This window comes from Kineococcus indalonis (genome assembly GCF_009906395.1).
In the GTDB taxonomy this organism is placed as follows: Bacteria; Actinomycetota; Actinomycetes; order Actinomycetales; family Kineococcaceae; genus Kineococcus; species Kineococcus indalonis.
Window position 1 is genome coordinate 1 of record NZ_JAAALM010000886.1, and the last position, 935, is coordinate 935.

The 935-nt window shown below is 78.2% G+C and carries 1 protein-coding gene; it reads right to left on the reverse strand.

The genetic code is table 11. The annotated features are described in order from the left end of the window. A partial coding sequence (rarD, locus tag GTR00_RS21735; RefSeq protein ID WP_205706395.1) for an EamA family transporter RarD occupies positions 1 to 935 on the reverse strand: 935 nt, incomplete at both ends.

Here is a 935-nt window from a genome sequence, read left to right on the forward strand (position 1 = left end):
CCCCCGGCGGCGCCCCGCGCGCCCGGCGCGCACCGCGTCGGCCGTCAGCAGCGCCAGCGCGGCCCACACCAGCGCGAAGCCGGCCCAGCGCGAGGCCGGCATCGTCTCGCCGAGCACCAGGGCGGCGAGGAACTGCAGCACCGGGGTGGCGTACTGCAGCAGCCCGATCGTGGTCAGCGGCACCCGGCCGGCGGCCAGCGCGAACAGCAGCAGCGGGCCCAGCGTGGCCGGCCCGGCCAGCACCGTGAGCGCGACGTGGTCGGCGCCGCCGGCGGTGAAGGTGGAGCGCCCGGTGGCGCCGATCCACACCAGCGCCGCCACCGCGGGCAGCACCAGCACGCCCGTCTCCACCGTCAACCCGGTCAGCGGGTCCACCCCCGCCCCGGCGCGCGCCAGGCGGTTCTTCAGCAGCCCGTAGGAGCCGAAGGAGACCGCCAGCACCAGCGCCATCCACGGCAGCCGCCCCAGGTCGGCGGTGATGACGACGACGGCGGCGGCGCCCACGGCCACCGCCGCCCACTGCGCGCGCCGCAGCCGCTCGCGCAGCACCAGCACCCCCAGCAGCACCGTCACCAGCGGGTTGACGAAGTAGCCCAGCGAGGCCTCCAGCACGTGCCCGCTGGTCACCGCCAGGCCGTACACGCCCCAGTTCACGGCGATGGCGACGGCGGCCACGGCCAGCAGCCGCAGCTGCGCGGGCGTGCGCAGCACCCGCAGCACCACCGGCCAGCGGCGCAGCGCGCTCAGCAGCAGCACCGACAGCGCCAGCGACCACACCACCCGCTGCGCGAGCAGCTCCAGCGCCCCGGTGGGCAGCAGGGCGTGGAAGTAGAAGGGGAACAGGCCCCAGGCGACGTAGGCGCCGGCCCCGGCGAGCACCCCGCCGCGGGTGCCGGACCCGGCACCGGGGTCGGCGCCCGCGCCCGGCGCGGGGG